Annotated in this window: 24 protein-coding genes and 1 pseudogene; 8 read left to right on the top strand and 17 right to left on the bottom strand. The window is 66.9% G+C overall.

What is annotated here, in order from left to right; genetic code table 11:
• Nucleotides 1-19 precede the first annotated feature (19 nt).
• Together AADZ55_RS02235 and AADZ55_RS02230 are read right to left on the bottom strand one after the other, a co-directional pair.
• The gene (locus AADZ55_RS02235; RefSeq protein ID WP_085326865.1) at nucleotides 20-826 is read right to left on the bottom strand and encodes a class I SAM-dependent methyltransferase; all 807 of its coding nucleotides are present in this window, start codon (nucleotides 824-826) and stop codon (nucleotides 20-22) included.
• An 87-nt stretch (nucleotides 827-913) separates the two neighbouring features.
• Nucleotides 914-2,515, bottom strand: coding sequence for a helix-turn-helix transcriptional regulator (locus tag AADZ55_RS02230; RefSeq protein ID WP_085326864.1), 1,602 nt, complete (start codon nucleotides 2,513-2,515; stop codon nucleotides 914-916).
• 87 nt (nucleotides 2,516-2,602) lie between these two features.
• Here AADZ55_RS02230 and AADZ55_RS02225 point away from each other — a divergent pair, with 87 nt between their 5' ends.
• On the top strand, nucleotides 2,603-3,373 hold the full coding sequence (locus AADZ55_RS02225; protein WP_085326890.1) for a glycerophosphodiester phosphodiesterase family protein: 771 nt from the start codon (nucleotides 2,603-2,605) through the stop codon (nucleotides 3,371-3,373).
• Here the strand turns inward: AADZ55_RS02225 and AADZ55_RS02220 are convergent.
• From AADZ55_RS02220 to AADZ55_RS02200, 5 genes and pseudogenes are all read right to left on the bottom strand, one after another.
• A complete protein-coding gene (locus AADZ55_RS02220; protein ID WP_085326863.1) occupies nucleotides 3,370-4,863 on the bottom strand; it encodes a bifunctional phosphatase PAP2/diacylglycerol kinase family protein in 1,494 nt (497 codons plus the stop codon). The genes AADZ55_RS02225 and AADZ55_RS02220 overlap by 4 nt on opposite strands.
• Before the next feature lie 33 nt (nucleotides 4,864-4,896).
• Nucleotides 4,897-5,511 carry a muconolactone Delta-isomerase family protein gene (locus tag AADZ55_RS02215; RefSeq protein ID WP_085326862.1) on the bottom strand — a complete coding sequence of 205 codons (615 nt, stop codon included), beginning with the start codon at nucleotides 5,509-5,511 and terminating at the stop codon, nucleotides 4,897-4,899.
• A 20-nt stretch (nucleotides 5,512-5,531) separates the two neighbouring features.
• Complete coding sequence (locus AADZ55_RS02210; protein ID WP_085326861.1) at nucleotides 5,532-6,338, bottom strand: hypothetical protein; 807 nt, start codon at nucleotides 6,336-6,338, stop codon at nucleotides 5,532-5,534.
• Between the two features lie 12 nt (nucleotides 6,339-6,350).
• Nucleotides 6,351-7,237, bottom strand: a pseudogene (locus AADZ55_RS02205) (glycoside hydrolase family 16 protein).
• Between the two features lie 66 nt (nucleotides 7,238-7,303).
• On the bottom strand, nucleotides 7,304-8,335 hold the full coding sequence (locus AADZ55_RS02200) for an NADP-dependent oxidoreductase (protein WP_085326859.1): 1,032 nt from the start codon (nucleotides 8,333-8,335) through the stop codon (nucleotides 7,304-7,306).
• 50 nt (nucleotides 8,336-8,385) lie between these two features.
• Here AADZ55_RS02200 and AADZ55_RS02195 point away from each other — a divergent pair, with 50 nt between their 5' ends.
• Nucleotides 8,386-9,030: a DUF3060 domain-containing protein gene (locus tag AADZ55_RS02195; RefSeq protein WP_085326858.1), complete on the top strand. Its 645-nt coding sequence runs from the start codon at nucleotides 8,386-8,388 to the stop codon at nucleotides 9,028-9,030.
• 3 nt (nucleotides 9,031-9,033) lie between these two features.
• On the opposite strand, the gene AADZ55_RS02190 is transcribed toward AADZ55_RS02195, so the two are convergent.
• From AADZ55_RS02190 to AADZ55_RS02175, 4 genes are all read right to left on the bottom strand, one after another.
• Nucleotides 9,034-9,420, bottom strand: coding sequence for a hypothetical protein (locus tag AADZ55_RS02190; protein ID WP_085326857.1), 387 nt, complete (start codon nucleotides 9,418-9,420; stop codon nucleotides 9,034-9,036).
• A 29-nt stretch (nucleotides 9,421-9,449) separates the two neighbouring features.
• Entirely contained in the window at nucleotides 9,450-10,823 is a 1,374-nt protein-coding gene (locus AADZ55_RS02185) for a DUF7159 family protein (RefSeq protein ID WP_341286259.1), read from the bottom strand.
• Nucleotides 10,824-11,004: 181 nt separating this feature from the next.
• A complete protein-coding gene (locus AADZ55_RS02180) occupies nucleotides 11,005-12,855 on the bottom strand; it encodes an Hsp70 family protein (RefSeq protein ID WP_085327526.1) in 1,851 nt (616 codons plus the stop codon).
• 154 nt (nucleotides 12,856-13,009) lie between these two features.
• Nucleotides 13,010-14,239 (bottom strand): hypothetical protein, encoded by a 1,230-nt coding sequence (locus tag AADZ55_RS02175; RefSeq protein ID WP_085327525.1) that lies wholly within the window; start codon nucleotides 14,237-14,239, stop codon nucleotides 13,010-13,012.
• A 58-nt stretch (nucleotides 14,240-14,297) separates the two neighbouring features.
• Here AADZ55_RS02175 and AADZ55_RS02170 point away from each other — a divergent pair, with 58 nt between their 5' ends.
• Nucleotides 14,298-14,780 (top strand): nuclear transport factor 2 family protein, encoded by a 483-nt coding sequence (locus AADZ55_RS02170; RefSeq protein WP_085327524.1) that lies wholly within the window; start codon nucleotides 14,298-14,300, stop codon nucleotides 14,778-14,780.
• Nucleotides 14,781-14,789: 9 nt separating this feature from the next.
• On the opposite strand, the gene AADZ55_RS02165 is transcribed toward AADZ55_RS02170, so the two are convergent.
• Together AADZ55_RS02165 and AADZ55_RS02160 are read right to left on the bottom strand one after the other, a co-directional pair.
• Complete coding sequence (locus AADZ55_RS02165; protein ID WP_085327523.1) at nucleotides 14,790-15,446, bottom strand: L,D-transpeptidase family protein; 657 nt, start codon at nucleotides 15,444-15,446, stop codon at nucleotides 14,790-14,792.
• Between the two features lie 10 nt (nucleotides 15,447-15,456).
• On the bottom strand, nucleotides 15,457-16,194 hold the full coding sequence (locus tag AADZ55_RS02160; RefSeq protein WP_085327522.1) for a phosphatase PAP2 family protein: 738 nt from the start codon (nucleotides 16,192-16,194) through the stop codon (nucleotides 15,457-15,459).
• 57 nt (nucleotides 16,195-16,251) lie between these two features.
• On the opposite strand from AADZ55_RS02160, the gene AADZ55_RS02155 reads away from it, so the two are divergent.
• From AADZ55_RS02155 to stf0, 4 genes are read left to right on the top strand one after another with little or no spacing between them, the layout of a single operon-like run.
• Nucleotides 16,252-16,734 (top strand): hypothetical protein, encoded by a 483-nt coding sequence (locus AADZ55_RS02155; protein ID WP_085327521.1) that lies wholly within the window; start codon nucleotides 16,252-16,254, stop codon nucleotides 16,732-16,734.
• The gene (bluB, locus tag AADZ55_RS02150) at nucleotides 16,731-17,408 is read left to right on the top strand and encodes a 5,6-dimethylbenzimidazole synthase (RefSeq protein WP_085327520.1); all 678 of its coding nucleotides are present in this window, start codon (nucleotides 16,731-16,733) and stop codon (nucleotides 17,406-17,408) included. Before AADZ55_RS02155 ends, bluB begins: the two co-directional genes overlap by 4 nt.
• Nucleotides 17,409-17,419: 11 nt before the next feature.
• The gene (locus AADZ55_RS02145; protein ID WP_085327519.1) at nucleotides 17,420-18,844 is read left to right on the top strand and encodes a sulfatase family protein; all 1,425 of its coding nucleotides are present in this window, start codon (nucleotides 17,420-17,422) and stop codon (nucleotides 18,842-18,844) included.
• A 25-nt stretch (nucleotides 18,845-18,869) separates the two neighbouring features.
• Nucleotides 18,870-19,673 carry a trehalose 2-sulfotransferase gene (stf0, locus tag AADZ55_RS02140; RefSeq protein ID WP_085327518.1) on the top strand — a complete coding sequence of 268 codons (804 nt, stop codon included), beginning with the start codon at nucleotides 18,870-18,872 and terminating at the stop codon, nucleotides 19,671-19,673.
• Here the strand turns inward: stf0 and AADZ55_RS02135 are convergent.
• Nucleotides 19,662-20,447, bottom strand: a complete 786-nt coding sequence (locus tag AADZ55_RS02135; protein WP_085327517.1) for a trans-aconitate 2-methyltransferase — start codon at nucleotides 20,445-20,447, stop codon at nucleotides 19,662-19,664. The two genes, stf0 and AADZ55_RS02135, sit on opposite strands and share 12 nt — an antisense overlap.
• A 124-nt stretch (nucleotides 20,448-20,571) precedes the next feature.
• Here AADZ55_RS02135 and AADZ55_RS02130 point away from each other — a divergent pair, with 124 nt between their 5' ends.
• Nucleotides 20,572-21,789, top strand: a complete 1,218-nt coding sequence (locus tag AADZ55_RS02130) for an alpha/beta hydrolase family protein (RefSeq protein ID WP_085327529.1) — start codon at nucleotides 20,572-20,574, stop codon at nucleotides 21,787-21,789.
• Here AADZ55_RS02130 and eccE read toward each other — a convergent pair.
• Genes eccE through eccD form a run of 3 tightly spaced genes read right to left on the bottom strand, consistent with a single transcriptional unit; the run spans nucleotide 21,776 to nucleotide 25,589 of the window.
• Entirely contained in the window at nucleotides 21,776-22,765 is a 990-nt protein-coding gene (gene eccE / locus AADZ55_RS02125) for a type VII secretion protein EccE (protein ID WP_242670375.1), read from the bottom strand. The genes AADZ55_RS02130 and eccE overlap by 14 nt on opposite strands.
• A 17-nt stretch (nucleotides 22,766-22,782) precedes the next feature.
• Entirely contained in the window at nucleotides 22,783-24,174 is a 1,392-nt protein-coding gene (gene mycP, locus AADZ55_RS02120; protein WP_085327515.1) for a type VII secretion-associated serine protease mycosin, read from the bottom strand.
• A complete protein-coding gene (gene eccD / locus AADZ55_RS02115) occupies nucleotides 24,171-25,589 on the bottom strand; it encodes a type VII secretion integral membrane protein EccD (protein WP_085327514.1) in 1,419 nt (472 codons plus the stop codon). Before eccD ends, mycP begins: the two co-directional genes overlap by 4 nt.
• Between the last annotated feature and the right edge of the window lie 42 nt (nucleotides 25,590-25,631).

The raw sequence follows: 25,631 nt of genomic DNA, 5'->3' as shown, positions 1-25,631 counted from the left end.
GTCGTTGCCGGTAAAGCCGCTATTTGCTGGCCGTCGCGATCAGCATCTGCTGGTCATAGGCCAGGCCGTCACCGTCGACGTACGTCTCCCACTCGGCCACGACCTCGGATTCAAGTCGGTGTCGGCGGTCGTCGTCCGCGGCGGCTACCAGCTCGGCCAGCGGAGTAGCCGAAATATATTGCCAGACAAAGTCTTTTGCTGCTGGCAGCCGCAGGGTTTTGGTTGTGGTGGTGACGGTCACCTCGTCGAAGCCAGCCTCGCGCAGCAACCCGGTGATCACGTTCGGATCGGTGAGCGAGAACACCAATGTGACGAAGCCGGTGAGCTCGGGGGCGATGTGTGCGCCGAGCGCATCCGCGAAGACCTTCCACAACCGTGGCATCTCGGCCGGCACGCTGATTGCCACCCGGCCGCCGGTCGAGAGAACCCGTCGCATCTCCGACACGGCCGCAGTTTGGTCGGGAACGAACATCAGCCCGAGCTGGCAGAGCACCAGGTCGTATGAGTCATCCGGCAGCGGCAGTGCCTCCGCGTTGGCCTGGCGCCATTCGATTGGGGCCGCCGCCGGGATCACTCGGGCGATCCGCAGCATGTCGGGGTTGAGGTCGACCCCGACGACCCGGCCCTCGGCACCTACCCGCTCAGCCACCAGGCGGGCGACAACGCCGGTGCCGCACGCGACGTCGACGACGAACTCCCCCGGCTGCGGTGCGATGAGCTCGATGAGGTCGCCCGCCAGCGGCCCCGGAATGACGGGAACGAAGCACCGCTGGTAGTTCTCGGCCGCCGTCAGGCCCAACGATTTGTAATCAACCTGTGTGGACATGACCGAAATGTATAGGGCGGACGGGGTTGGCCGCGTCGACCGAATCGACCATTTCGCCCGTTGGCGCAGTGGTTAGTTCTGACCATCTCAGACCAGATGGTGCTCGTAGGCGTACGCGGTGGCGGCCGCGCGGGACGACAGGCCCAGCTTGGCGAAGATGTTCTGCAGGTGTCGGGCGACCGTGTGCTCGCTGAGCACCAGCTGCGCGGCCACCTCGCGGTTGGTCTTCCCGGCGGCGACGAGGCGGAGCACTTCGCCTTCCCGAGTCGTCAGCGCCCCGGCCTGGCCTCGGACCAGCCCAGCCAGGATTGACAGGTCGGGCTTGGCTCCCAGCTGCTCGAAAACCTCGCGAGCGGCGTCGAATTCGAGCCCGGCCAAGTCGTGATCGTTGACCGCACGGCATGCCAGCCCGATCTGAACCCGGGTGCGAGCAGCCTCGTACGGCATCTCCAACTGCCGCCAAGCCGCCATCGCACGCTGCAATTCGCGTTGGGCCGCGGTCGAATCGCCCTCGGCCAGCAGCGTCGATCCTGCCGCGTGCGCCGCCACCGCGTCCAAGAACGGAGCCGCGATATCCTCGGCGATCGCCGCCAGTTCGTCGGCACCGGTACGCGCGGCCGCGACGTCGCCCGCCGCGAGCATGATCTCGACCAGAGCCGCCAAAGTGCTTGGCCTGCTATAGGATTCCGTGGTCGCGTCCACTGCGCGCCGAATCGCCACGGTGGCCGCGTGGACATCCCCCTCGGCCAGCCGGAGCAGCGCCAGGCCCGGCACGGGCTCCCGTCCGTGCTGGCTCGCCTGGCGGTAGGCGGCGTGTGCCTCGGCGAACTCTCCGCGCAACCGATGCAGTTCGGCTCGCTGGTACGCGGCCAGACCGAGCGCCGGATGTACCAGCTTGGACAGCCACTCCCAGGCGAGACCGGCCGCCGCCATCGCCTGCTGCCACTCGCCGTGGATCTGCAGGATCTGCGAGCGATGCACCAGACACTGGCCGCGGTACGGCACCAGATCCGGTTGGGCCTCGCAGTGGCGGCTCAACGCCTCGGTCCACTCCGCCGCGCGGCGCAGGTCGAACACACCCATGCAGGCTTCGATGACGGCGCAGTAGATGATTCCCGCCGGGATGGGCGACACCTCACCCGTCGTGACACGCAGCATCACCTCGTCGAGCAGCCCCACGCCACGAGCCGCCTGCCCACCCGTGATCAGCGCCTGCCCCTGGCCCAGACTCGCTAGGGCCGCCAAATCGGAGTCGCCAACCCGATCGGCGACGGTCACTGCCTCGGTGTAGAGCGCCAAGGCGGCGGCCGAGTCGCCCGACCGCCATTTCGCAATGCCGTCGGGCACCAGAAGGTATCCACGCGCTATCAACTCACCATCCTGCGCGAGGCGACCGATTCTCCCGAGCCACCCGCTGGCCTGGGCGCTCTTGCCGCCGAGCAGTTGCGTCAGCGCCAGCCAGAATCCGCATCGGGCGGCACCACCGAGGTCGTCGACCGCGGTGAACGCGCTGTACGCCCGCTCCCAGGCAGCCGAACTCTCCTCGTCCTTACCCAGCAGGTAGGCCGTGATCGCCAATCGGTCGAGGTCGTCGCCGTCCAACGGTTGGCCCGCGTCGGTGAGGCACGCATAGGCCTCGGCCCACGCCTGGCGGTCAAACGCTTTGGCCGCATTGTCTACCTCGGCCATAGACAGAGTCTTTCGCAAGTCGGTGTCGGTCGACAACCTGACATGAAATGTGATACTGATCCGATGGGCGACGGCGACGCACCGACCGTGGAGTATCTGCGTGGTGCTGGACGGATTGCCATGGCGCACAGGGGGTTTACCTCGTTCCGGTTACCCATGAACAGCATGGGCGCGTTCCACGAGGCGGCAAAACTCGGATTCCGCTACATCGAGACCGACGTGCGCGCCACCCGCGACGGCGTAGCCGTGATCCTGCACGACCGCAGGCTCGAGCCCGGGGTGGGAGTGTCGGGTGCGGTCGACCGGTTGGATTGGCGCGATGTGCGCACGGCGCAGCTGGGTGCGGGCGAGTCGATCCCAACGCTGGAAGACCTGCTTACCGAGCTGCCCGACATGCGGGTGAACATCGACATCAAAATGGCATCGGCGATCGAGCCGACGGTCAACGTCATCGAGCGGCTGAAGGCGCACAACCGGGTGCTGATCGGCTCGTTCTCGGAGCGCCGGCGGCGCCGCGCGTTGCGTCTGTTGTCCAAGCGGGTCGCCAGTTCGGCGGGAACCGGCGCGCTGCTGGCGTTGCTGGCCGCGCCAACACCCGCCAGCCGGGCATACACCTGGCGGATGATGCGCGACGTCGACTGTCTACAACTACCGCCGCGGTTTGGCGGGGTAGCGGTCATCACGCCGGCGCGGGTGCGGGCCTTTCATGCTGCCCATCGTCAGGTGCACGCCTGGACCGTCAACGACCCCGACGTGATGCATGCCCTGCTCGACATGGACGTGGACGGCATAGTCACCGATCGCGCGGACCTACTTCGTGACGTTCTGCTGGCCCGCAACCAGTGGCACGCCGGCTAGTCCCCGGGAAGCGGACGAAACACCGGCAAAATCCGGTAGTGCGCGGTGAAGCTGGCCCTCTCGCATTCCTCGCCGACCTCGCCGTCATGGGCGATGGCGGTCGGTGCGTCCACGGCGGTGAAGCTGAACTCCGGCACCTGCAGCTCGTGGTAGAGCTTGCTGCGGGACAGCCGTCCCAGTGCCAGCGAGATCAGGATCCTGGCGGTGGCCAACCGGCGGCCGGTTTCCAGGATGCGTACGTCAATGAGACCGTCGTCCATGCGGGTCCGGCGGGACGGGGCGAAACCCGTCGGCAGATACACCGAATTGCCGAGGAAGAACAGCGACGTGTGCAGGGTCTTGTCGTCGTAGCGGATGCGGACGGGCTGGTCCTTGCGCAACGTATGCAGCATCGCATAAGCACTGGCCAGCGGCTTTCCGATGCGCTTTTCGAGCTTTTCACGATGCCGGACGAAGGTGGGGTAGGCGCCGATGCTGGCGTTGTTGATCACCATCCGGCTTTCGTTCAGGCACACCAGGTCGACGCAAGACACGCTGCCGCGTCTGATCGCGTCCACGGTTTTGGCCACGGTGTCGCAGCCGATGTCCTTGGCAAAATGGTTGAACGTTCCGGCGGGAAAGACCGCCAACGGGAGCCGCGCCTCGACAGCGACTGCCGCGGCGGTGGACACCGTGCCGTCGCCGCCGCCGACCGCGAGCACCTCGGCCCGGGCGGCGGCGCCGCGCAGCGCACGCTCGGGGTCGTCATTGGAACCCAATTCGACGATCTCTGCCTTCGGCAACTGCGCACGTATCTCGTCGGCGACTCGGGCCCCGGTGCCGCTGCCCGACGCCGGGTTGATGACAAGGACCACCCCGGAGCCGTCGGGCCGTCGGGGTGTCTGGACCCGAAGCGGCGCCGTTTTCGGCAGCGCGGATTCGACGATCGGCGGGACGAGCCGGCCGCCCAACACCGCGATGCCGGCGCCGATACCGAATCCGGCGAGGACATCGCCGGGGTAGTGCACGCCGGTGGCTACCCGGGACAGCCCGACCAGCCCGGCCAGCAACGCCAGTCCGAAACCCAGCGGCGGATTCTCCAGCCCCACCCCGACGGCGAACGCGGCGGCGCTGGCGGAGTGCCCGGACGGCAGTGAGTTGGACGTGGGACGGCGAACTCGTCTGATCAGGGGGACCGAGTCGAAGAGCGGACGTGGCCGCTGACGGATTCGTTTAGCGACCTGGTTGGTGAACAAGCTGGCGACCCCGAGCGTGATGACACCGCGCGTCGCGCCGCGCTGCGCCGTGGGTTTGCGGGATGCGAGCAGCGCCGCGCCGATGGCCATCCACAGCTTGGCATGGTCGGCGGCTCGGGTCAGCGGCGGCATGGCCGTGTCGAGCAGCGGTGTGGGCGTCTCGGCGATCGCTTCGAACAGTTCGAGATCGAGGGCGCCCAGACCCCGGGTGATCTGTTTGAGGCTGCGCCAACGCCGCCCGGGCCACCCGTTCATCGGATCCACCCTATTCCGCGCCACCGGCCGCAATCAGGGCATCCGGATCGGATCATCGGGGTGCGGGCGCAGCGGGGTGGTCTCGATGGTCATCCAGCCGGAAAGCGGCAGCGATTCGAGGATGGCCATCAACTCGCCGGGATCGCGTGCCCGCCACAGACCCAGGGTGCGTTGGCCGTCCGGCCCATCGGGAAGCGCCCACAACCGCACCAGGTGTCCCCGCCCGGCCAGCTGGGGGGCGCGGCGGGCCTCGCGTGCCGTGGTGTCATCGACCACGTGCGCCGGGGTGCCCGGTGGCACGGTGATGGTCATCGCGATCAGAAACTCTGGACCCTTGCCAGGCGTGATGGTGATCCCCGCGTTAACCGGGTCGTTCGGGTGCGGACCCAGCGGCGTGATCTCGTCGGTGCGCCACATCCGCGGCGGGATCGAGGCCAGCACCCGCTCTAGTTGGCCTTGGTCGGCAGCGGCGAACAGCCCGAGGGTGCGCCATTGCGCCGACTGCAGCGGCGGGCGCCACAAACGCAGCAGCTTTCCCTCTGCAGCGAGCTCGCGCGAGCGCGCCGCCTCACCGGCCCGGACCCCGTCGACCTCGGCTGCGGGCGTGCCATCGGGAACGCGGGTCGTCATGGTGACCAGAAATTCCATGCTGTCTCCCGAGCAAGCCGCTATGCGGGCTCTTTGCCGGCCGGAAAGAACTTGCCTATCAACGCATTCCCGACGATGCCCACCACGATCATGCTGATTCCGGCCGGGTCGGGCAGCTCGTCGGCCACCCAACCGAAGATCCCCGCGATGAGGATGAAGGTCGGCAGCCAGTCGACCAGCTTGACCACCGATGGCGCCGGTTCGTCGGGGATCTCCCCGGCCGCCAGAGCCGCCTTCGCGCTGGCGCGTCCCGGATAGAACTCGGTGAATGCGACCGCGAAGAAGATCGCCGCCAGCTGCAAAACCCAGCCTGTCCAGAAGTTATTGGCGTCCTTGAAGACCGCGTCGCCGATGAACCCGACGATGGCAGCGAACCCGAATGCCGCAGCCCAGATACCCGAGATGACGTAGTTGATCCGGATGAAAAGCGGGCTGTCCCAGTGCTCCCGGGGAGTCTCCTCCTTGGCGTAGGCGAGCGTAAACGGCCTGCGCGCAATCAATGTCGCGATCACAAACGACACCAGCGCGACGTTAGTGATCTCGCCCGCCCACAGCTCGAGCCAACGGATCACGCTTGGCGAGGCCACCGCACCCAGCACCGCCAGGCCCGCGAAAAAGGCCGCGCCGAACGCTTCCAGGGCGTGTATCGAAATGCCGCGGCGCGACGACAGCCACATCGTCACCACCGACACGCCCAGGGCAACACAGACGGCCACCTCGAAGTGACCCGGGGTCGAGAAGACCGATAACAGGACCCAGGGCACCAAGCCGGCGAACGGTGACTTCAGAAAACCGTCGATAAAGCTGGCCGGGTTGGTTAGCCGCAAGAGCGCACGGCCCTAAAAGACGCGCACCCAGTCGACGAGCATCTCCTGTGGATAGGAACCCGCCGCGGGATCGCCGCCACCAGAACCGCCAACCGCAAGGTTCAACACCGGAAACACCGTGTAGCCGGGGTCGTTGAACGGCCACTCGCGGATGGGTTCGTTCAAGTCCTCGATGCCGATCGCCGGAACCGAGAAGTACGGCTCCATGCCGTCGGCGTAGTCCAACCAGAAGTACATGCCGCTCGGATTCCACGTGACGCGCCAGTTGTGCCAGCCACCGTCCACCCCGATCGGGTGCGTCTCGAATGCCGTGCCGTCCGGGTTGGCGTGCACGGTCGTTCCCGACGGCCAGGTCCCGTTGCCGTACCACTCGATCAGGTCGATCTCGCCGCTGCGCCCCGGGTCATCATTGGACAACCACCAGGCGGGCCACATGCCCGGAGCCAGGCAGTTGAACTTGATTCGGGCCTCCCAGGTGGTCCCGATGCCGCCCCGCCACAGGCCGTGGACCAGGCCGCCGAAGTAACTGTTGCCCGTTCGGGTGGCGCGCAACACCAGATTGGAATTGCCGTCCAGGAACACATTCTGACGGCTGTCGCGGTACTGCCCAAAAAACTCGGGCCGATCAAAACCCACCGGGTTCTTGATGGGCGTCCGGTGATTCGACACCTGCCACTTCGCCGGGTCCGGGGCCGAGCCGGCCGGCCCGTCGAACTCGTCGTGGAACAAGAACCCACCGATTGCTGCAACCGGCGCGGCGGGCGCTGGTGCGGGACCAGCCGGCCCAGCCGGGGGGACGGGTCGGCCCAGGCTTTGGGGGCGGCGGGGATCGCGGCTGCCAGCGCGCCGAATCCCGCCATCATCATCATTCGGCGACGATCCATCTCAGGCATAAGCATGGGACAATAGCAGCCCCGGTTGCCACGCGGTGAACTTGGCGATGCGGCTGCGGATGATCGCCCAGGTCAGCGCGCCCGCCGGTGGGGTGTCGGGGCACTGACCTTGACCAGCAGCTTGCCGATGTTGACCCCGGTGAATAGCCCGTTGAGGGCGTCGACACACGACTCGATCCCCTCGAAGACGGTCTGGCGGTGCCGCAGCCGTCCCTCGGCCTCCCACTGGCGCAGCTTGGCGAAAGCCTCGTCGAAACGGCCCCACTCCTCGAGCGCGTTGAACCCCCGCATCTGCGCGGTCTTGGCGAGCAGATTCACATAGTTGGCCGGCCCGGGGTGCTCGCCGGTCAGGTAGCTGGAGATCACGCCGCACAGCACCACCCGCGCCTTGCGGGCCAGCCGGCCCAGCACGGCGTCGAGGATCGGCCCCCCGACGTTGTCGAAGTAGACGTCGACCCGCCGGGGACAGTGCTCTTTGAGCGCCGCCGCCAGGTCATCGTTCTTATAGTCGATGCACGAGTCGAAGCCGAAGTCTTGCACCACCGCCCGGCACTTCTGTGGCCCGCCCGCGATGCCTACCACTCGGGCTCCGGCGATCTTGGCGATCTGCCCGGCCACCGATCCGGTGGCTCCCGCCGCTGCCGAGACCACCACCGTCTCCCCGGGCTGCGGCCGGCCGATGTCGGTCATCCCGAAATAGGCCGTGGCACCGGTCGGGCCGTATACCGACATGATCGCCAGCTGGTCGTCCTCCCCCGGGATGGGTGTGCTGAACACGTCGTCGCGGACGATCACGTACTCCTGGAAGCCCGTCAGCGTGGTGACGACATCGCCGACGGCGTAGGCCTCGCAGCGCGACGCGACGACCTGACCGATCCCGGCCGCCCGGATGACGTCGCCCAGCCGCACCGGCGGAAGGTAGCTCGGCTGGTCGTCGAGCCAGGTCCGGGCGGCGGCGTCGATGCCCACGTAGGTGGTGCGGACCAGCGCCTCGCCGTCGGCGGGCTCCGGAGCCGGCTTGATGACCAGCTCGGTGTCACCGGGCGCAACCAGCCCGGTCGGGCGGCGGCGCAACAGAATCTGACGGTTCGACAGGTCGGCCACGTTGCCGAAACTACCTACTCGGCACGACCCTCGTGTGGGAGCATCTGTGCATGAACCCAGAGGACGACCCGGAGACCCGGATCCGGGAACTGGAGCGGCCGCTGGACGATGTGGCACGAGCGTCCGAACTAGGCAGCCCGCAACCGAGCGGCTACGCCTACCCGCCCGGCCCACCGCCGCAGGCACCGCCACCGTACAACTACGGCGACCCGTTCCTCGGCCGCTCGTCGCGGTCGTCCTCCGGCACGCGTATGTGGTGGATCCTGGCCGCGCTCTTCGTTGTCGGTGTGCTGGCTCTGGTGGGCGGCATCGCCGCGTTCAGCGCGAATCGGCTGTCCCGCGGCAACTTCGTCGTGCTTTCCCCCAGTCCGTCCGTCTCCCGGGCTACTCAAACCCCGACCGCGCAACCGGCGACACCGCTTCCGCCGGCCGGCGCCAGCCTGAGCGTCTCCGGCGTCAACGTACACCGGACGATCGCCTGCAACGACAACATCGTCAGCATCAGCGGCGTGTCCAACACGGTCGTGATCACCGGCCACTGCGCGAGCCTCACGGTGTCCGGCATGAGGAACTCGGTCACCGTCGACTCGGTCGACTCCATCGAAGCCGCCGGTTTCAACAACGAAGTCACCTATCGCTCGGGCTCGCCGAAGATCAGCAAGGCCGGCGATTCCAACGTCGTCCAGCAGGGCTGACGGTTACTTAGCCTCATCGGCAGGATCGTCGAGAACGCTGACCGCGATGCCGTACGGCAGGAACCGAACCTTGCGTTTCGGGTCGGTGTTGTCCTTGTTCGCACGCAGAGCGTCAAGTTCGGTTGCATATACCTGCTCGACGCGCGCGCCGCCCTCCGCGTCGACCGTGTAGATGGCCCACACGCCGTCACCTGCCTCACCGGCGGTCTCCGGTGCCGGTCGTGGGCGCCGGGACAGGTCCTCAAAGACTGCCGACCACCCGGTTCGAGCACCGGATGAATTGACGAACCTGCCGATCCGCTCGAACACGTCGCGAAGTCCCTCGCTGCCCTCCCTGATCACCCGATCGAATTCTTCGGGATCGAATCCGAAGGGACCATAGTCGCCCAACCCGACCTCCTCAGCGGCTCATATCAATACTACGGACCCGGCGGCGGGGGACCCGGCTCCGGCGGGGGCGGGGGCGGTGCCGGTGGGTAAATCGGAATCGGAATGCTAACGAAGGGGAGATGCAGGTACATCGTCATGATCGGTGTCGGCGGGGCCTCCGGCGGCGGTGGTGGCGGTGGTGGTGGCACCGCCGCGGGCGGTGTTGTCCGCGGGGCTTGCGGCACGGGAGTGGGCACCGGCGCCTTCCGGGTCGGCGCCCGGCGGGGCGTGGCGGGCGCCATGTTCACCACGGTTTGCGGCGGCGGCTGCACCACAGGTGGCGGGGCGGCCACCTCAATTGGCGGCGCCGCCGGCGGAGGGCTAGGGGCCGGTGGCTGCAGCTGCGGCGGCGTCGAGGGCAGCGCAGCCGGCGCCTGACTTGCCGGGACGATCGTCTCGGGGGGGCTGGGCAGCTCGGCGGCCGTCGGCCGGACATCAGACGTCAGCGAAACCACCAGAATCCCGGCCGCGATGGCCGAAACGCCGGCCATTACCCCACCGCTCAGCGCAAACGGCCTGCCCCGGCGCGTGTTCTCCCCGTCATCGTCGTCGTCCAACGCGCTGTATGCCAGGGCACCCTCTCCCCGATCGGCGTTGGCGCAGACGTCCAGGTAGGTCGGAGTGAGCGCGCGCGGGTTTACCTCCCCGGTGCCGGGATCCAGCGCGTAGGCCAGAGCCGCGGTCGACGAGGTGAACAGCGGGGCATTCGCCGACGCCACCGCCGCACCCCGGGCCAGCGCCATCTCCGGCTCCTCGGCAAGGCTCACCACCAGCGACGTGGCCGCCTGAAGCGCCGGCTTGAACGCGACAATGTCCACCCCGCAGCCGATGACGAACACCCCATTCGCCCGCGAGCCCGGCGCATCCAGACCGGCGAGCATCGTCGCCAGCTCGGCTGTGACGGCGCCGCGATCGGTTGCCAACTGCTGGCGGTGCAGATCGACGATCGAACCGTCGGCGACGTCGACGACGGCCAAGGTCGCGCTGTCCGACTCGACGAACAACATCGCGATGTGCTCATAGCCGATGGCAAACCCCACCGTCTGGGCCAACGCCGCCGCCGCCAGCAGCGGGGAGACCAACATGACACTTCCGACGTCACGGGCGGCGAGCTGTTCGCGCAGCGCACCAACCGCGGCGGGGTCGGTCCACGTCACCCCGGTTGACGCCAGCTGGTAGCCGCCTTCGACCGCGCCGTCACGAGCCCTGGCGACCGCGGCAATCGCCGCGGCGGCCGTACCGGACGTGTCCGGAGCAACCTCGAAGTTGTGTTCTTCGACGGTGACACCGTCCGCGTTTGCACCCTCGATCAGCACCAGGCGGACCGCCATGGGCTCCATCGATACCCCAAGTACGATTTCCATCTGGCCCTCCAAGGCCAGCCATGGGGTCTGCGGCGAACGAGCGCACCGCGCGGGCCGCCGTCACATCCGGAATAGCTGGGAGTTGGTGCAATTTTGCCAGCTCAAGCCTACTCGCGCGGGGCTGGGGCACGGCCCGATTCTGGTCAAGCTCAAATGAGCCAGCGCGGTGCCCGGCGCGAGGTCACGGACCGTCGGCGCGCTGAAACGGGTTCTGCGGTTCTCCGGCACCCGGACGTTGCGGAACCGGAACCGGTATCGGGACCGGCAGCAGCGGGACGTGCAACCACTCCGTCGTCATCTTTACCGTCGGAGCCGTAGTCATCGGCGGCTCAGTGGTCGTGGTGGTTGGCGTCGTCGTCGGCGGCGTAGTCGTCGTCGTAGTCGACGGTGGCGTGCTGGTCGTTGTGGTGGTCGGCGGTGACGTGGTGGTCGGTGGAGTCGTCTTGGTCGTGACTGGTGGTGGCGGCGTGGTCGTCACCACTTGAGTCGGCGGCGGGGGTGGCGGCGCCACGGTGGTTGGGGCCGGTGCCGGACTGGGAACCGGTGCGGGCGGCGATGGCGGGCTCGGCGCCCGCGTGCTGGGCAGCCGGGGAGCGAGGCTGGGCACAACTGGGGCTCGTGAGGGGGCCGGTCTTTCCTCGATGGCCGTCAACGTGAATGCCACGCCCCCGATGGCCGTCATGGCCACCACCGCGGACACCCCGATGAGCAACTGCGACAACCGGATGCGTCGCCACGGCGGTTCCTTGGGTGGCTCGATCGCGTTCAAACGCATCGACCAACAGGGACCGTCTTCGTTGTACGGGTCGCCCTCGAGCGGCACCGGCACGTCGCCCGGGAACTCGGTCTGCGACCAGGCCAATTCGCGATCGGTCAAGGCATCATGGTCGATCACCATGACGTCGCCGGCCGGCAGCTCGATGACACTGGTGCCGGAAGCCGCTGTCGCGACGAGGCCGATGGATGTCCGCGTTCGCGAATCCCGGTCACCCCCGCGGCTGGCGAGCTGCAACGCGCCCATTGCCGCCGCGCACTCGGGTTGCGGCGCGGTCAGGACAGGTCGGCGGGTATGGAACGAAAGACGTTGAGTGACAAGGGGGATGTTGGCACCGCCGCCGACCGCGACCACCGCCGCGAGATCCGCCCAGCTCGAGTTGTTGCGTGCCAGCATGTCGTCGAACGCGTAGATGAAGCCGGTCAGCTGATCCTGGATCAGGTCTTCGAACCGCTCTCGAGTCACCTCAATGCTAGAGCTGCATCCTGAGAACTCGGCGGCGAATTCGGTGACAGCGTCGGTGGACAACCGTTCCTTGGCCGCACGGCACCGCTCCTTGAGGTGGCCGAGTTGCCCAACCGCGGCGGTGCTGGCCGCATCGAGGTCATGACCGAGTTCGTCGATGACCCGGAGCAGCAAGGCCTGGTCGATCTGGTTACCGGAAAAGTCCTCGTAGCGCACCGTGGCGCTGACGGGCTCGAAACCCAACGTCCTTGAACCCGACGCGGTCTGAACCAATGTGACGCAAGTCGCGGAGCCACCGAAATCAAGCAACCCCACCACACCGCCATCGGGCAGGCCGAATTCGGAGTCCACCGCGGTCAACGCCGCGATCGCATCCGAGACCAGGCGCGGCGCCATGCCACTGCGGACGAACCCGACGTGCGTCCGCAATCCGTTACGCAGCGCCTGCACGGCTTCGGATTTCCAGTGCGCGGGAACGGCTATCGAGATCTCCGAAGAACTCGCGTCCGCACCCGAGGCCAGCACCATCGCATCCAGCGCCTCGACCAACAGCAGGTCCGGATCGTGAACGGATCCGTCGGGAGACACCAGTGCCACCGAGTCGCCGATGCGCTCGACGAAGCCGCTCATCAAGGTGCCGGGCTCGGTCAAGTCCGGTTTCTGGTCGAAAACACCAATTTTCGGGGCGCAATGCGGATACAGGGTCAGCACCGCGCGACGGGTAACCGTAGTTCCGTTACATGCGGCGACCAGGTTGGTGGTCCCGATCGACAACCCGAGCGGGTCGTACATATAGCGAATACTTTCGTCGATAGGGGTCGGTGGCCAGCGTTAACCATAGCGGCGGACACGCCGTATGCGGCTCGCTCACAACCGCATTGGTATGCGCTCGATGCCCATGTGTCACCGAAGTGGTACCGGTACCGTCTTGACAGGCTACGGCGCGCTACACCACGGTGAGCGGCAGCGAACGCCTCGGCTCAAACTGGAAGGACGATCCCCCACTGACCTTGGCAACCAACACCTCTGGCAGTTCGGTCGCCGGGGCGTCGGTCTCGACAAGTTCTGCGGTCCAGGCGGTATTCGTCCCGCTGACCCGAACCTGGATATGCGGGTCGACGGCGGTGGCAATTGCCTGCAGCGGCTGCGCGGATTCGGGTGTGCACAGCGAAATCCAGGCGCCGTCGTCGTGGGCGGGCGACCGGCGCACCGTCAGCCGGTTCGCCGCCGGTTCGGCCAGGATATAGCCGAACGGGTTGAGCAGCGGGTGCAACTCCAACACCCGTGACGCGCCTTCGATTCCGCCGGGTAAGGCCAGTGCGCGGTGAATGCGTTCCGCGCCAAGCCCGGCGACGCCGATCAGCTGGCGGGTATTGATCGAGGCGGCCAGTCCGGCGTCTGCTGGGGTCCGTTTGGCCACCGCGATGGCGAACGACAGGTTGAGCAGGTGCATCTGCAGACACACTTCCTCGGCCATCCGCACCAGCGCAGCGTGTGAAAACGCGCCGAAGTCAAGATCTGACAGCACCGGACCCGAATAGTCGGCCAGCCCCTCATCAGAGCGGTCAATGGGATCGAATTCCCAAGTAGCAGCTCTAGTTTGACGCATTGCCTGCAGCGCCGCGATACCCTCGACCTCGGGATAGGACTCGTCGATGATGACGGTCCACGCACAGTGCGGATGCCGGTCGGCCGGGTTGCGGGGCGGCCGGTGGATGGGACGCACCTGCGCGCGCGGGTTGGTCGCGACCGCGGTGGCGTCGAACGTCGGGTCTTCGATGGTGTGGCACATGCCGACGACGTAGTCGTCGCCCATCGGCTCCACGTCGAGCAGCGCCCCGCAGTGGTCGAGGTGGAACTCGCCGTGCCAACGGTCGTGCAGGGTGTAGCGGAAATCCATGAACTGCGGCGGAGCGCCGATGTCGAGCTGTAGCCCCTTGAAGATGGTGGGTACGTCGTCGCCCTCGAAATTCAGCGCCCGCTGCATGCGCTTGGTGTAGATCGGACTCGCACCCGCCCACTCCTCGATGGCGATCTGTAGCATCTCGTCGCGGCCGAACGCCTGGATGCACCACGCCATGCCCGAGCGGTCGATCATCTGCCCGATCAACAGCAGCTCGGGTACCAGAATTGCCAGCTGGCCGCGGGACAACCCCGCGTACCGGGATTGGCTCATGCCCCCCAAGGTAGTCAGCTCTGGCTTCCCCCGCCGCCCCGGGCCCCCACCGGAAACGATGTGCTGCAATGGCGTGATGAGTCCGCACGATGTAGCCGCGATCAAACAGGTCAAATACCGGTACTTGCGCGCGCTGGACACCAAGCACTGGGACGACTTTGCCGAAACGCTGACCGAGGACGTCGCCGGCGACTACGGGTCATCGGTCGGATCTGAGCTGCACTTCACCAACCGCGCCGACCTGGTGGACTACCTGCGTTCAACGCTTGGACCCAACATCATCACCGAGCACCGGGTCACCCATCCAGAAATCACCGTGACCGGCGATACCGCAACGGGAGTCTGGTACCTGCAGGATCGGGTCATCGTCGCCGAGTTCAATTTCATGCTGATCGGCGCGGCGTTCTACCGCGACCAGTACCGACGCACCGCCGACGGCTGGCGGATCAGCGCCACCGGCTACGACCGAACCTACGAGGCGACAATGTCGTTGGCGGACATCGGATTTAGGGTGACCCCCGGTCGCGCTCTGGCTGATTGAAGCTGGGGACTACTTGGCGATCGCGATCACCGCACCCGGCCGCAGCCAGCGGATGATCTGCACCAGCGTGGCATCATCGATCGCCACACAGCCCGCGGTGGGCCCACCATCGGTCGTGTGAAAGAAGAACGCGGAGCCTTTGCCCGGAACCTTGGCCTTGTTGACACCCATCACGACCGAATGCTTGTACTGCGGGATTTGCAGGTTCTCGCTTGCGGCCGTACTGAACGGGCACTGGGACTTCTGGCAGACCTGCATGGAGTTGAAGGTGGGGCTGTTGTCGTCGCCGCTCCACCAGTGATTGGGTCCGACTTGGGTGTACGGCAGCCCACCACCGGGATTCGACGCGGTGCCGAAGGCGGAGTCCAGGCTGTAGACCCCCATCGGGGTGGCCGGATATCCGCTCTTGGCCTCCGCCGCCATGCCGGCCGAGCCGATATGTGTGCTGATACCGGTCTTGAGCGGCTGCCAGCCCGCCGCGGTGCGCTGGTACACATCCATCTTGGCGGCCGAACCACCGGTTCCCACCACCGAAACCACCTGCACGGCGTTGCCGACCGAGTTCGCGAACCACGGGTTGACGACGGCAAGGCTCAGCGGCGCCAACACCAGGCCCACACCGACCATGCACACCGCAGCACACAGCAGAGCTACCAGTCGGCGCATCGTTTCATCGTCAGATGCGCCGAGCCTCGGGGTCAAGTAAAGGTTCAGCCCCGGTTGGGTCACCGGGCTGTGATAAACCAACCGGCGCCAAGTCGTGCGATGCGCGCCCCGAGCCGAATACCGGCGGCGGCCGAAACACCCACAGGCACACCAGGAAATACACGTATCCCAGCGCCCAGCCGGCAATCACGTCGGACGGATGATGCACGTTCAACGCGACCCTGGCAATGCCGACGGTCAGCACGCTGAGTGCGCCCACTGTGACGGCCACCAACCGTGTCGACCGGCTGCGCAGCAGGGGCAACACGACCACCAGCAACGCCAGCACGCTAGCGGTCGCCTCGAGTGCATGCCCCGACGGAAACGAGGTCGAATGGGCAGCTACCAGCGCGGTCGCCGGTCGCGGGCGACCGGCCAGGCCTTTGGCCGTCATCGTGATGAAGCCGTTGAGCGGCAGACAGGCCAACAGCAACAGCGCTATCCGCATCTTGCCCTTCACCAGCGCGATCGCCGCAGCCACCAACCCCAGCGGCCGCAGCACCGCCGGGCCCACGACCAGGGAGACGCCATCCCAGAAACGCACCCAGGCCGGGTGCTTGATCCCGATGTCGTGCGCTGCGTTCAACAACGACCAATCCAGGCTGTGCAACCACCCCCAGTCCTGGGCGTGCCCCACCCACATAACGGCATAGATCACGCTGGCGGCCAAGGCCAGCGAAACGGTGAGGATGGTCTGCGAGCGGGTCATGACCTAACCCCTACCAGCACCGGTGCGATGCGGACGAATCGACCCCATACTGGCCTCATGGCGGTGATTGTTCGCAGGTTGTTCGGGCTCGGCAAGCTGCCCGCTGAGTTGCGCGCGGAGGTGGAGGCCGAGGACCTCATTTGCCTTGCCGAACACCTGGCAGTTACCAGACGGTTCACCGGTGTAATCCCAGGCCTGCGGGCATCGCACAGCGTCGCCAGCTACGTCGGTGCGCTGGCCTTTACCGCACAGCGGGTGCTGGGCACATTGTCAATGGTGCCGAAGCTGGCCGGTCGCGTCATCGACGTGCGCTGGGATGCTCCGCAGGCCGGCGCCGCGACCGCGGAGATCTCGCAGACGGGTCTACAACTCGATCTCGATGTCGCCGACGTCGACCCGAAGTTCAGCGGCCGGCTTTCGCTGCACTACAAGGTCGCCATCGGCGACGATGTGTTGAGCCGCCTGCCGCGGCGATCGCTGGCCTTCGATGTGCCGGCCGAATACGTCAATCGGGCCGTCGGCGTTACCTATAGCCCGTGACTGAGCACGCGTTCACTCCGCGCGAGCGGCAAGCCGTCTATCGGGTGATCTCGCAACGGCGCGACATGCGTCGCTTCGTGCCGGGGGGCACGGTGCCCGCGGAGGTGCTGGCGCGGTTGTTGCGGGCCGCGCATGCCGCGCCCAGCGTCGGTCTGATGCAGCCGTGGCGCTTCATCCGGATCACCGATGGGCAGCTGCGGGCAAGCATTCACGCACTGGTCAAACAGGAGCGCGCGCTCACCGCCGGCGCCCTGGGCGAGCGGGCCGAGGAATTCTTGGCGCTAAAGGTCGAGGGCATTCTCGAGTGCGCCGAGTTGCTGGTGGTGGCGCTGTGCGACGGCCGCGATGCGCACATCTTCGGCCGCCGCACCCTGCCCCAGATGGATCTCGCGTCGGTATCGTGCGCGATCCAAAACCTGTGGCTCGCGGCCCGGTCCGAAGGCCTGGGCATGGGGTGGGTGTCCCTGTTCGATCCGGACCGGTTGGCGGCCCTGCTGGCAATGCCCGCCGATGCCCTACCGGTGGCCATCCTGTGTCTGGGCCCGGTGCCCGAGTTTCCGGATCGGCCCGCGCTGGAACTGGACGGCTGGGCTTTCCCGAGACCGCTGGCGGAGTTCGTCTCGGAGAACCGATGGGGTCAAACACCAACCGGCAAGGCGCCGAAACCGGCATGAAAGGGTGACGAATGACGAGTGCGGCTGCGATGGACACCGGCCAGCGCTACCCCAGTACCGAAAATGTGCTGATCGTGCACTGGCACGACCTGGGGCGCTATCTGGGCGTTTACGGCCACCATGATGTCTTGAGCCCACGGCTGGACCGGCTGGGGGCCGAAGGCATCCTGTTCACCCGGGCGCACGCCACCGCGCCGCTGTGCTCGCCGTCGCGCGGATCACTGTTCACCGGGCGTTACCCACACAGCAATGGGCTGGTCGGCTTGGCCCATCACGGCTGGGAATACCGTGCCGGAGTTCGCACCCTTCCCCAACTGCTATCCGAATCAGGCTATTACTCAGCGCTTTTCGGCATGCAACATGAGACGTCCTATCCGAAGCGGCTCGGCTTCGACGAATTCGACGTGTCGAACTCCTATTGCGAATACGTGGTAGCAAAGGCCCAGGACTGGCTGCGCGACAGCGTCCCAGCCCGGTCCGGGCAACCGTTCCTGTTGACGGCCGGCTTCTTCGAAGCCCATCGCCCCTATCCCCGCGACCGCTACCACCCGGCCGATAGCGCGTCCGTCGATCTGCCCGACTACCTGCCCGATACCCCCGAGGTGCGCCAGGATCTTGCCGACTTCTACGGGTCCATCGTCACCGCCGACGCGGCGGTCGGCCGGCTGTTGGACACGTTGGCCGAGACCGGCCTGGACGCCAACACTTGGGTGGTGTTCGTCACCGATCACGGCCCGGCGTTCCCGCGCGCAAAATCCACGCTGTACGACGCCGGAACCGGTATTGCGATGATCATCCGCCCGCCCACCCGCCGATCGGTGCCGCCCCGCAGCTATCCGGAACTGTTCAGCGGCGTCGACCTGGTGCCGACGCTGCTCGGGCTGCTGGGCGTGGGCGTGCCGGCCGACGTCGAGGGGGTGTCGCATGCGGACGCCCTTGTCGCGCCGAACAAACACACCGCTCCGGTGCGCGACCACCTGTACACCATGAAGACCTACCACGACTCGTTCGATCCGATTCGCGCGATCCGCACAAAGGAATACAGCTACATCGAGAACTACGTGCCCCGGCCGTTGCTGGACCTGCCGTGGGACATTGGGGAAAGCCCGTCCGGGTTGGCCGTTGCACCGCTTTCTAGCGCGCCGCGGCCGGAGCGGGAACTCTACGATCTGCGCGCCGACCCCACCGAAACCAACAACTTACTGGCCGGTGACGATTCGGCGGGCGTGGCCGCCATAGCGGCCGATCTGGCTGTCCAACTGCATGATTGGCGCCAACGGACCAACGACGTCATACCATCGGAATTCGCCGGTTCCCGCATCGCGGAGCGTTACACCGAAACCTATCTGCGCAGCCACGGCGCAAGGCCGACCAGCCGGTCGGCGATCGCCGCCGACCGCGGTATCGACGAGCAGGTCACCCGGACCCAACACTAACTGAATTGCAGAGAGGCTCATCCGGATGTCCGGCGCTGCAACAGCGTATCTGGTACTCGCCACCCAACGCAGCGGCAGCACGCTGCTGGTGGAGTCGCTGCGCGCGACGGGATGTGCCGGGGAACCACAAGAGTTCTTCCAATACCTGCCCAGCACCGGCATGGCTCCTCAGCCCCGGGAATGGTTCGCCGGGGTCAATGACGACACGATCTTGCGGTTGCTCGATCCGCTGGACCCCGGTATGCCGGACACCGCGACATCAGTTGCCTGGCGTGAGCACATCCGCAGCTCCGGCCGCACACCCAACGGCGTGTGGGGTGGCAAGTTGATGTGGAACCAGACCGCGCTGCTGCAGCAACGAGCGGCGCAATTACCGGACCGCTCCGGCGACGGCCTGCGCGCGGCGATCCGCGACGTGATTGGCAGCGAACCGGTTTTCGTGCACGTCCACCGGCCCGACGTGGTGTCGCAGGCGGTGTCGTTCTGGCGCGCCGTGCAAACCCAGGTTTGGCGGGGCCGTCCGGACCCCGAACGCGACTCGCAAGCCGTCTACCATGCCGGCGCCATCGCCCACATCATCGCGATTCTGCGCGAGCAGGAAAGCAGCTGGCGCGCCTGGTTTGCCCAGGAGGACATCGAACCGATCGATATCGCCTACCCGGTGTTGTGGCGCAACCTGACCCCGATCGTGGCGAGCGTGCTGGACGCCATCGGCCAGGATTCAACACTGGCGCCCCCACCAATGCTGGAACGGCAGGCCAACCAGCGCTCCGACGAGTGGGTGGACCGCTACCGGGAGGAGGCGCCGCGCCTCGGGCTACCCACCTGAACGGCGCGCGCCGGCAACCTCGGCGACCATGAACAGCCGCCGGAACGCAAAGATCGTCGTACCGTCGGGCCGCGGCGGGTAGGCGTCGTGCAGCAGCGGTATGAGCTCCTGGCAAAACTGCTCCCATAGCTGTCCGCTGAGGCGGTCACGCACCGGAACCAGCGCGGTGCCCATGATCCAGTCCAGCACCGGGTGCTCGCCGGACAGCTGATGCAGGTACGTGGTCTCCCACACGTCGGCCTTACAGCCGGCGTCCATCAGCAGGTCGGCATAGTACGCCGGCGACTGAACCACCGCTCCTACTCGAAAAGGTATGTCGCGCATAATCTTTGCATACGGTTCGCGACGTGCCAACGCCCGCACCACGGCGTGCGACGGTGTTTCGAAGTTACCCGGGATCTGAACAGCGATCCATGATCCTGGCGCCAGCTCGTCGACCCACCGGACCAACAGGTCGGAATGCTCAGGCACCCAATGCAACGCCGCGTTGCTCACCACCACATCGGTGTCAGCCTTCGGCCGCCAGTTTCGTAGGTCACCGGTCGTGGCGTCGATCCCGCGTTCCCGGGCGGCAGCGACCATCTCCGGCGAGCTGTCCAGCGCCTCGATCACCGCCCCGGGCCAGCGTCGCGCCAGATAGTGCGTCAGGTGCCCAGGACCGCAACCCAGGTCGACCACCCGGCGCGCCCGCTCGATACCCACCCGCGACACCAGCTCGTGGAACGGACGGTTGCGATGATCCGCAAAGGCCAGGTAGACGTTGGGCTCCCACATTTGGGTCCTCCTGAGTCGAGCGACATAGCTGGTAGGGCGCTGAACCGATAGAGAAATTGACGATACAGTCGAATGCGCCAGCGGTCGGCCGTACCGGCGATTACCATTGACGTTGATGCCCGAGATGTCAGGGACGTCGGGGACGTTCGAAGCCAATGCGATCGACCCGCACGTCCGGATTCCCGACATACCCGGCGCTGATGTATCAGGCGGCGCCGAGAGACTACCCCCACGCTCGGCACTGTCTGTGCGCCAGCGCATAGTCGTCGACTCTTCGGCAGTAGCCGATGTCGCGCTGCGCACCGCGGTCGCGTCCGTGCTATCCACCACGGTGAGCCCGGCCGTTGTCGTCAACGCACTGCGCCGCGTCAACGAGGGCAGCGAGCGCAGCAACCTGAACTTCTACGCCGAACTCGGGGCCGCTCATGATCCGGCGAAGTCCTTTCCGGCTCCGACGGAGTTGCCCAAAGTCACGTCGCGACCGGCCAGCCCGCTCGCCGAGTGGGTCGCGCATGGCACCGTCGACAACATCGCATTCGCCAGCGGCTTCAGGGCGATCAACCCGTCGATGCGCCAACGGTGGAGTGCATTGACCGCCAACAACATCGTGCGCGCGCAGCACTGGCGCCACGACGACGGCCCGCGGCCCACCCTGTGCGTCATCCACGGCTTCATGGGATCGTCATATCTGCTCAACGGGCTGTTCTTTTCACTACCATGGTATTACCGATCCGGCTACGACGTTCTGCTGTACACATTGCCGTTCCACGGCCAGCGGGCCGAAAAGTTCTCGCCGTTCAGCGGTTTCGGGTACTTCGCCGCTGGGTTGAGCGGTTTCGCGGAAGCGATGGCGCAGGCGGTGTACGACTTTCGTTCCATCGTGGACTATCTGCGCCGCATCGGTGTCGATCGCATCGCGCTGACCGGTATATCGCTGGGAGGCTACACTTCTGCCCTACTGGCTTCGGTCGAGAACCGGCTTGAGGCCGTAATCCCCAACTGCCCCGTCGTCACACTCGCCAAGTTGCTCGACGAATGGTTCCCGGCCAACAAGCTGGTCAAGCTGGGACTGTGGCTGGCCAATATCGGCCCCGACGAGCTGGCGGCCGGGTTGTCATACCACAGCCCGCTGAACTACCGGCCGATACTGCCCCAGGACCGTCGGATGATCATCACCGGCCTCGGCGATCGAATGGCTCCGCCGGAGCAAGCCGTAACGCTTTGGGAGCATTGGGATCGGTGCGCGCTGCACTGGTTCCCCGGCAGCCACGTCCTGCACGTGAGTCAGTTGGACTATCTACGGCGGATGACCCCGTTCCTGCACGGCCTCATGTTCGACTAGCAGCGAAGGTCGGCGGTGCGCGGTGGGCCCCGGCCGCCGGAGTGGGCCACTGCAGCCTGGTCAGCAGGTCGGCGGGCGCCTCGGCGTGCCCGTCGAGCCGGCGGGTGGATCGCGGATCCAAGGCCGTCAGCGCCGGCCGCTGATTTCCGCGTTGCGGGGTCAGCCCGGCCACCGGCGCGGCGCCGGCAGGCTGAGAATCGGTGCGGAATGCGCAGGCCGCTGCCACCGTGTAGCGGGTTTGGAATCCGGCGGCGCCGGCGATCTCCAGCGCGGTCCAGGTCTCGCGCGCCGGATGCGACCAGATCGCAGACAACGTTTCGGATAACGTTGCATCCGCGCTGAACCGGTACGCTGCAACGTAATCCGACTCAGCTTGGCACACTCCACGCCAAGTTTCGCGGGAGTCAGGGGCCACCAACTGTGGGATGTCGTCCGGCCCGGCCGTGTTGGCCTCCCAACCGGCTTCGCGTAGGTGGTCGGCGAGCCGGCGCGCCACAACCTGCGCGGTCTCCTGCAAGGGGATCCGCGCCGACCGGGCCTGCAGCGCCGCAAGGTTGTCGTCGGCGGCCACGGTCAGCCCGATCCAGGTCTGGCAGTCCTCGGATGCCTTGGCGCGGGTGGTGATTCGGATGGTGTCGGTGCGGATGCCGTAGCGATCCAGATACCGGGCGATTAGCCCCAGCGGCAGCACGTCGGAGTCGGATGCCGGTGGCCCAACTCGCACCAGCGCCGTAGCGCGCGTGCAAGTTCCGGGCTCGGGCACCGAGCGCCGGCGTCGAAGGATCGCGAGGCCACGGCGCAGGATCGTCGTAAAGTGCAGTCCGCGCCAGAAGCCGAAGAGCGCAAACACGACGGCGGCGGCGCCGCCGAGTAGCCAATAGTCGCGAGTCGACTGCCAGGGATAGGCCATCACCGCGGGCACCACTGCCAACAGTGCCAGCGTGATCCGGCCGCTGCCCGGCCAGACCGGGGTCAGTTTCGATCGGATCGGGCTCACTCGGTGGGCTCCCTTCGTCGGCGCGCGATCGCGAGAGCGGCTGCGGTCAGCCCGACCAGCAAGGTCAGCGCGGCGGCTCCGGCGAATGCGACGTTGCGCGGTGTGGTGTCCTTCGGCGCCGGTGCCGGTGGGACGGCCACCGGCTTTGCCGGTGGCCCACCGGTTCCGGTTTCAGCGGGCAGTTGCCAGGTCAGGGCCGCCACCGCGTCCAGGCCGCCGGCGCCCACGAGATTGGAGGATTCCCGGGCGCCGCGGTGCGCGGTCGCGGTGATGCGGCGCACCACCTCGGTCGCGGTCAGTCCGGGATAGCGGCTGCGGACCAGGGCCGCAACCCCGGAGACGTAACCGGCCGCGTAGCTGGTGCCGTTGAGAGCGACCAGTTTCTGGTGGTCGCCGGGCAGGCCGTTGGCCAAACCACCGTCATTCGAGTTGCTCACCGAAGCAATGCCTTCCCCGGGCGCCGCAATGCCCACCCACGGCCCGGCCATGGTGAATCTCGATGGCTGCCCCTCAGATGTCAGCGCAGCCACCGACAACACGTAGGGCTGCCACCACGACGGAACGGACACCGATTTGACGCCCGCCCAGTTCCGCGGATCGTCCGGACGGCTCAGATCGGTAAGCGGATTCGAATCGCAGGACGCTCCGCCGGTGATTGATCCGCTCGACCCGCTGTTGCCCGCGGCGGCCACAATCACCGCGTCCTTGTCCACCGCCGCATATCGGATCGCCGCGCCGAGCGTGGCCTGGTCGACCGGCCGATCGGCGGGTACGCAGGTTATCGCGGAGACGTTGATCACTCGCGCGCCGAGGTCGGCCGCGTGCACGATGGCCTGGCCCAGCACCTCGATATCGAGGGATGCCCGCGCCAGCTGCGGATCGCCCCCCGACGTGCGCGGTGAGAACTTGGCAGACGTTGCCCTGATGGACAGCAGCCGCGCCGCGGGCGCGACACCCGAGAAGCCGTCGTCACCGGGTTGCCCGGCGACGATTCCGGCGACCAGGGTGCCATGCCCGTCGCAGTCGGTCAGGCCGTCGGTCGACTCCACGAAGTCACCGCCGGGATCGACATTGGGCAGTCGCGGACCCGGCTGCACCCCGGTGTCGATGATCGCCACCAGTTGGCCCTCGCCCCGGGAAAACTGCCATGCCGCGGGAAGATTCAACATCGCTTGGCTGGGCGTCGGTACGCCCGGATCGGTGCCCGGGATGACTCCGGAGACGCTGCACGGGGTGCGTTGCTCCATCTGCTGCACGGGCCCAGGTGCTCCGCTAGGCGGTTGCGTGTCGGGGTCAACGACCGGCGGGCCAATCGCCAACGCGGGCGGGCAAGACCACATCCCGGCCACCAGAGTCGCGGCGACGCATGCCAGTCCGGCACGCATCATCTGTTGAGCACCCAAGCGAACAGACCCACCAGGTAGGCCATGGCCGGGATCAGCGACACATCCAGGCCGGCGGCAACAAAGCCCAGCAACCGGCGCAGGGGCAGCGAGTAGCTGTCCGGCGAGGCGATACGCGGATTCAGCGCGACGACAACCCACGCCAGCATGAGCACGGTAAGCACCAGCACCGCGCCGAAAGCGGCGACGTAGCGACCGGTCGCGGTGTAAACCACCAACAGGACCCCAGCCACCAGATACGGCTGGGCGAGCAGCCATGCCTTGCATACGGCCGAATCCCACACCCGGGCACGCAGCGCGGTCGCGGCCGCGGTTGCTGCCACCAGGTACCAGCCCAACACACTCAGAGCCTCGGGGCGCAGCGCGATTGCTACCGAACCCATAACGCTGAGCAGCACGGCCGCGGCGATGAAGCCGCTTTGATGGGCGTCACTGATCCGCACCCGCCGCGGCAGATCCTCGAGCACCCGCAACGACGGAGCCGATGGGGCGGGATCACCCGGTGCCGGGATAACCGGCAACGGGAACCGCGCCCACAGGGCCGAGAACTGAGCCGCCTGGATGGTGACCAACAGCGCGGCCACAATCAGCCCGCAGCCTACGCTCAGTAACGGTAGCTGCCACAGCAATTCGGCACCGGCCGCGAGCAAAACCCCGGCCCCGATCACTGCTGCCGCGGTGAAGAAGGCGACGACGCGTTCCCGCTCAGCGCTGGGAATCATCAGCGCGATCAGCGACCATGCGGTTACCCCGGCGGCGGCCAGCAACACCTGCGCCGCGCCGAATCTTCCTGGTACCGCCAATGCTAAGGCAGCGCCGACGGGTGCCAGCGCGGCGATCGACAGCGCGACACCCGAACGTTGCGAACGCAACGTCATCAGCAAACCGGCAAACGCGGTGAACACCGCGATCCCGGCGACCGCGAGTAGTCCAGCCAGCGTACCGGTGGCAACCCGATAGGTGACCGCAAGGCCGGTCGCCACCAGAGCCACGGCAATTACCGCGGCCAGCGCCCCACGCTGAATATGCGCTGTACCCCAGGGCTTTAACCGGGATGTTGAGAAGATCATCGCGGCGTCGGCGATATCTTCGACGATGCCCGGCGCAGCCGGACCGGTGGGCACCGGCTGCAGCACCAACAGATCACCGTCAACGACCCCGACGGTGTCCAGGCTGGCGTCCAGACTGAACGGCGCCCCACCTATCGGCGCCAAACTCAGCTGTAGCGCGGCGGCGGAACCGGCTTCACCGGCTTCGGCGTTCTGCGCCGAGGGGACCACCAACCGCTGGACCGCGGGCAGGATTTCGCGCAGTGGCAACTCCGCGGGCAGCGCCATCTCGGTTAACCTGCTGTCCGCGAGAATGGCCACGCGGACGATCTGCATCACGGTGCCTGACATCAATGGGCGCCCGAAAGACGTTGGGGCCGTTGCTGGAACATC

This window comes from Mycobacterium decipiens, assembly GCF_963853665.1.
In the GTDB taxonomy this organism is placed as follows: domain Bacteria; phylum Actinomycetota; class Actinomycetes; order Mycobacteriales; family Mycobacteriaceae; genus Mycobacterium; species Mycobacterium decipiens.
Note: the sequence above shows the minus strand (reverse complement) of the source record. Positions and strands in the feature narration are given on the sequence as shown.